Source organism: Mesorhizobium sp. M7D.F.Ca.US.004.01.2.1 (assembly GCF_003997785.1).
Taxonomy (GTDB): domain Bacteria; phylum Pseudomonadota; class Alphaproteobacteria; order Rhizobiales; family Rhizobiaceae; genus Mesorhizobium; species Mesorhizobium loti.
This window is the reverse complement of the sequence record NZ_RZRQ01000377.1, coordinates 1-5251: the sequence shown is the minus strand read 5'-3', so window position 1 is coordinate 5251 and position 5251 is coordinate 1. Positions and strand designations below refer to the sequence as shown.

Sequence of the window (5251 nt, the reverse complement as noted above, 5' to 3'; positions counted from 1 at the left end):
ATCGTAAGCCGACCCTCCCCACAAGGGGGAGGGTGAGGAGCCGCTCCAACCCCACCAGGACCCTGCCTTGCCCTTGCCCGCCCCCCTCATCGAAATGCGCGGCATCACCAAACGGTTCGGCGCCGTCAAGGCGAACGAGGCTGTCGATCTCAGCGTGGCGCCCGGAGAAATCCTCGGGCTGCTGGGCGAGAACGGCGCCGGCAAGACGACGCTGATGAATGTGCTGTTCGGCGCCTATGCGCCGGACGCGGGTGAAATCCTCATCCAGGGCCAACCGGTCAGGATCACCAGTTCGGCCGATGCGCTGGCCGCCGGCATCGGCATGGTGCACCAGCATTTTCACCTCGCGCCGCGGCTCACTGTGCTGGAAAACCTTTTGATAGGCATTCCCGGCAAGACAGGCCGGATCGACCGCGCCGGTGGGCTGGCGCGGCTCGCCGAGATAGGCCGCCAGCATGGGCTGACGCTTGACCCGAACCTGCCGGTCTCGGCGCTGTCGGTCGGCGAGCAGCAGCGGCTCGAAATCGTCAAGGCGCTGTTTCGCGGTGCGAGGCTCTTGATCCTCGACGAGCCGACGGCGGTGCTGGCGCCGAGCGAGGTCGACGGACTGTTTTCGGCGTTGCGCTCGATGGCCGCACAAGGCCTCGGCATCATCTTCATCTCGCACAAACTCAACGAGGTGCGGGCGCTGACGCATCGCTGCACGGTGCTGCGGCATGGCCGCGTTGCCGGCCGCGTCGATGACCCGGCCAACACGACATCCTCGGAGATGGCAACACTGATGTGCGGCCATGAGATCGTGCCGCCGGCGAGGGGACCGTCGACGCCCGGTGCCGCGGTGCTGACCCTCGACGGCATTTCGACCTCAAAGCACTCGGGCACGCCGCTGCGCGACGTATCGCTTGCCGTCCGTGCCGGCGAGATCCTCGGCATTGCCGGCGTGTCGGGCAATGGCCAGCGGGCGCTGGCGGAGGTGATCTCCGGGACACGCGTGCCCGATGCCGGTCAGATGACGATCGCCGGCAGCAAGGTCTCGCGGTTTTCGCCGCGCGAGGTGCAGGCGCTCGGTCTTGGCCGCATCCCGGAAGACCGCATGACGACCGGGTTGGTGACCAACCTGCCACTCGCCGATTCGATGGTGTTGCCGCGCATCGGTACCGCCGCTTTCAGCAGCGGTGGCTTGCTCAAGCCGGATGCGATCCGCGCCTTTGCCGAGGCGCAGATCAACGCCTATGATATCAGGTGCCCCGGGCCGATGACACGCGCCGGGGCGCTGTCCGGCGGCAATCTGCAGAAGGCGCTTTTGGCGCGCGAACTCGCCTTCGATCCGAAGGTGCTTGTTGTCTCGCAGCCGACGCGCGGGCTCGATATCGGCGCTGCGCGCTTCATCCACGAAAAGTTCCTCGACATGCGGGCCAAGGGCTGCGGCATCATCGTCATCGGCGAGGATCTCGAAGAGCTGCTGGTGCTCTGCGACCGCATCGCGGTGATGTATGAGGGCCGCATCGTCGGCACGCTCGACAGCGCCGATGCGACGGTCGCCCGGCTGGGCCTGATGATGACCGGCGCGGAGGGTCACAGCTGATGTTTCGCCTGGAAGTCCGCACGTCAACGCCCGCCTGGTTCAATCTGGCTTTGCCGCTGCTGGCGATCGGAGCAACGCTCATCTTGTGCAGCGGCCTGATCGCGCTGGCAGGCGCCGGCGTGCTTGAAGCCTACGGCGTGATGTTCACGGCCTCGCTCGGCGACAGCTATGCGATCACCGAAACGATGGTGCGCGCGGCGCCGATGATCTTCACCGGGCTGGCGGTAGCGGTCGCCTTCCGAGCCAAATTCTGGAACATCGGCGCCGAGGGTCAGTTGCTGGCCGGCGCGGTGGCCAGTTGCTTTGTCGGCGCCATTCCGATGCCGGGGCCGCTCGCCATGGTGTTGATGGCGTTGGCGGGTGCCGCCGCGGGAGCCGCGGTCGCGCTGGTGCCGGCGACGCTCAGAGTAAAATTCAAGGTCGACGATGTCGTCAGTTCGCTGTTGCTCAACTCGGTCATCTACTACGCGCTGATGGCCCTGATCGAGGGGCCGTGGAAAGACAGTTTCAGCGGCTATCCGATCTCGCCGCCGATCGAGGATTCGGCCAATTTCCCGGTGCTGCTCGAAGGCACGCGGCTGCATCTCGGCGTCGTCGTGGCACTGATTGCGGCACCGTTGATCTGGTTCCTGATCGTGCGCACGACGCTCGGCTTCCGCATCAGGGTCACCGGCGAAAACCCGGAAGCCGCCAGATATGGCGGCATCCATGTCGAGCGCGTGCTGATCTCGACGGCGCTGCTGTCCGGCGCGCTGGCTGGGTTGGCCGGTGTCGGCGAGGTCGGCGGCGTGCATTTCCAGGTGATGAGCGATATCTCGCCGGGCTACGGCTATTCCGGCATCGTCGTTGCCATGCTGGCGCGGCTCAACCCGCTTGGCGTCGTGCCGGCGGCGATCTTCCTTGCCGCCGTGATGACTGGCGCCGAGGCGATGTCGCGGGCGACCGGCGTGCCGGCCTTCCTCAGTGACGTCATCCAGGGCACCGCATTGCTTGCCATGCTGGTGGCGCTGCTGTTCACCGCCTATCGCATCCGCCGCGTCGGGGCTGCCTGATGAGCGCAGTGTTCGAACAGATCTTTCAGGTAGGCTTCCTCGCCGCGATCATCCGCATCGCCACGCCGCTGGCTTTTGCGACGCTCGGCGAAATGTTCTCCGAGCGGGCCGGCGTGCTCAATCTCGGCATCGAAGGCATCATGCTGTTGTCGGCGATGACCGGCTTCACTGCCGCCAGCCTCAGCGGCAGCCTGTGGCTCGGCGTGCTGGCGGCTGTGCTGACCGGCATGCTGATGGGCGCGCTGCACGCGCTGTTCACGGTGGTGCTCGGCCTCAGCCAGCATGTCTGCGGCATCGGCGTGACATTGTTCTCGTCGGGCCTCGCCTATTTCCTCTACCGGCTGATCTTCGGCCAGCAGTCGGTGCCGCCCAACATCAAGGGTTTTCAGACACTGCCGATCCCGGTCCTCTCCGACATTCCGGTGCTCGGGCCGGCGGTGTTCAACCAGTTTGCGCTGGTTTATATGGCGATCCTGGCCATTCCGCTGGCTGCCTTCGTGCTGTACCGCACGCCATGGGGCCTGTCGGTGCGCATGGTCGGCGAAAACCCACGCGCCGCCGATTCGGCCGGCGTCAGTGTCATCGCCACACGCTTCCAGGCGGTTGTCCTCGGCGGTGCGCTGATGGGGCTGGCCGGCGCCTTCCTGTCGATGGCGCAGTTCAACGCTTTCACCTTCGGCGTCGTGTCGGGGCGAGGTTGGGTAGCAATTGCGCTTGTGGTCTTCGGCCGCTGGGATCCGTGGCGCTCGGCGGGGGCGGCACTGCTGTTCGCCTTCGTCGATGCCTTGCAGCTGCGCATGCAGGCCAGCGGCCTCGGGCACATCCCCTACGAGGCATTCCTGATGCTGCCCTTCATCTTTACCATCGTCGCCATGGCGGTGATGTCGCGCAACGCGGTGGCGCCCTCGGCGCTGCTCAAGCCGTTTCGGCGCGAGGAGCGCTAACAGCTCTGGCGGCTGTCAGCGTCCCGCTGCTCACATCGCGGTAAAGCCGTTGTCGACGAACAGATGCGTGCCGTTGACGAAGCTCGACTCGTCGCTGGCCAGATACAGCGCGGCCCTTGCCACCTCTTCCGGCTCGCCGATGCGGCCTTGCTGCGCGGCCAGCGCTGCGTCTGAGACGTCGACGCCGAGTCTGCCGAGATCGGCGACCTCACGCAGGCCATGCGGCGTGCGGATGAAGCCGGGGCAGACCGCGTTGCAGCGGATGTTGCGGTCGCGGAACTCGACCGCGATGGCGCGCGCGAACATGTGGCAGGCGCCCTTGGTGGTGTCGTAGAGCACTTCGTTGGGAGTCGCCGCCACCGCCGAGATCGACGAGGTGCAGACGATCGAGCCGCCGCCCGCCGCGATCATGCCGGGCAGCACGGCGCGCGTCATCAGGAACATCGAGCGCACATTGACGGCATGCAGCCAGTCCCATTCCTGGACCGTCGTCTCCAGGAAAGGTTTGATGACGATGGTGCCGGCGTGGTTGAACAGCACGGTGACCGGGCCGAGCTTTTCCGCCGCCCCTTTCACTGCCGCTTCGACCTGGGCTTCGTCGGAGACGTCGGCGACAAAATGCTCGGCGACATGGCCGCGTGTCCTGATTGTCGCTGCGGTTGCGGCGGCGGCCTCGCCGTTGCGGTCGACGATCGCCACCTTGGCGCCTTCAGCGGCGAACAGCTCCGAGGCCGCCCCACCCATACCCGTCGCGCCGCCCGAAATGATAGCGACCTTGCCGGCCAGTCTCGTGCCCATTTTTCTGCCCCCTGTTTGACGATTTCGCTTTGCTGGTTCGGCGATGCTACCGCGCCCGCGCCGGGCGGCCAATCCACGAATTGGGTGCAGCGGGGACAACGCCATCGGGCTCTTCAGGGGCCGACGCAAAGCGGGCATCCCATGTCGATCGCTCGCTCAGATGGGCGCTCTCAGCAAGTAGCCACCAATTTGTAGCTATCCAAGAGAAAATTATTCTACCTATCGCCCGAAAATAGCAATCGACAAAGTCTACAAGTTTTATAGATTAACAGGCGAGACGGAGGCCGATATGTCCTATATCCAGAACGCCCAGACGGATCGCAACGGCCAGAGGCTGGCCAGTGCCCAGGCCTTTCGGCCGGCCTATGCCGGTGCCTTCGCCTATCTCGTCTTTGCCCTTGCGTTTGTGTTCACCGGGGCCGTTGTTCTGGGTCTTATTCCCTGAGTCGTCAGATCGACCGGGGTTAGCTGCTGCCCCACCGCTTGCAGGCAATCGGAGTTGAATGAACCGAATCCTCGGTGCGCTTTCGCGCGCCCGACACAACGGAGGAGATGGCAATGCCGATCGAGTTCACGCATGTCCCCGGCAAGACCGCCGACGCCGCAGTTCCCTTTTTCTACGACTTTGCCGATACCGCGACCAAGCTCGGGCTGATCGAGGACGGCGGCTTCCGCAAGATCGTCGTCGACGATTCGGCCGGGTTGCTGACCAACATGGATCTTGCCACCCAGGTGCTGGATAGCACCTCGTCGCTGGAAGTCGTCCTTACCCACTGGGCGGGCGTGATCGAGCCGACAGTGGCGGCGCGGCAGCTGGCTGCCATCGACGCCAAGAGCGGCGGTCGGCTGGCGCTGAGGATGCTCAGTGAGCC

Annotated in this window: 5 protein-coding genes and 1 pseudogene; 5 read left to right on the top strand and 1 reads right to left on the bottom strand. The window is 65.4% G+C overall.

Annotated elements, in window-relative coordinates:
* Positions 1-73: 73 nt before the first annotated feature.
* From EN993_RS30815 to EN993_RS30805, 3 genes are read left to right on the top strand one after another with little or no spacing between them, the layout of a single operon-like run.
* The gene (locus EN993_RS30815) at positions 74-1585 is read left to right on the top strand and encodes an ABC transporter ATP-binding protein (RefSeq protein WP_109664136.1); all 1512 of its coding nucleotides are present in this window, start codon (positions 74-76) and stop codon (positions 1583-1585) included.
* Entirely contained in the window at positions 1585-2637 is a 1053-nt protein-coding gene (locus EN993_RS30810; RefSeq protein WP_127265657.1) for an ABC transporter permease, read from the top strand. The genes EN993_RS30815 and EN993_RS30810 overlap by 1 nt, the downstream gene beginning before the upstream one ends.
* Entirely contained in the window at positions 2637-3581 is a 945-nt protein-coding gene (locus tag EN993_RS30805) for an ABC transporter permease (protein WP_127265656.1), read from the top strand. The genes EN993_RS30810 and EN993_RS30805 overlap by 1 nt, the downstream gene beginning before the upstream one ends.
* 30 nt (positions 3582-3611) lie before the next feature.
* Here EN993_RS30805 and EN993_RS30800 read toward each other — a convergent pair whose 3' ends face one another.
* Positions 3612-4379 carry an SDR family oxidoreductase gene (locus EN993_RS30800; protein ID WP_109664148.1) on the bottom strand — a complete coding sequence of 256 codons (768 nt, stop codon included), beginning with the start codon at positions 4377-4379 and terminating at the stop codon, positions 3612-3614.
* 289 nt (positions 4380-4668) lie between these two features.
* On the opposite strand from EN993_RS30800, the gene EN993_RS30795 reads away from it, so the two are divergent.
* Positions 4669-4824, top strand: a complete 156-nt coding sequence (locus EN993_RS30795) for a hypothetical protein (protein ID WP_109664162.1) — start codon at positions 4669-4671, stop codon at positions 4822-4824.
* Between the two features lie 113 nt (positions 4825-4937).
* Positions 4938-5251, top strand: a pseudogene (locus tag EN993_RS30790) (LLM class flavin-dependent oxidoreductase); the annotation flags it as partial.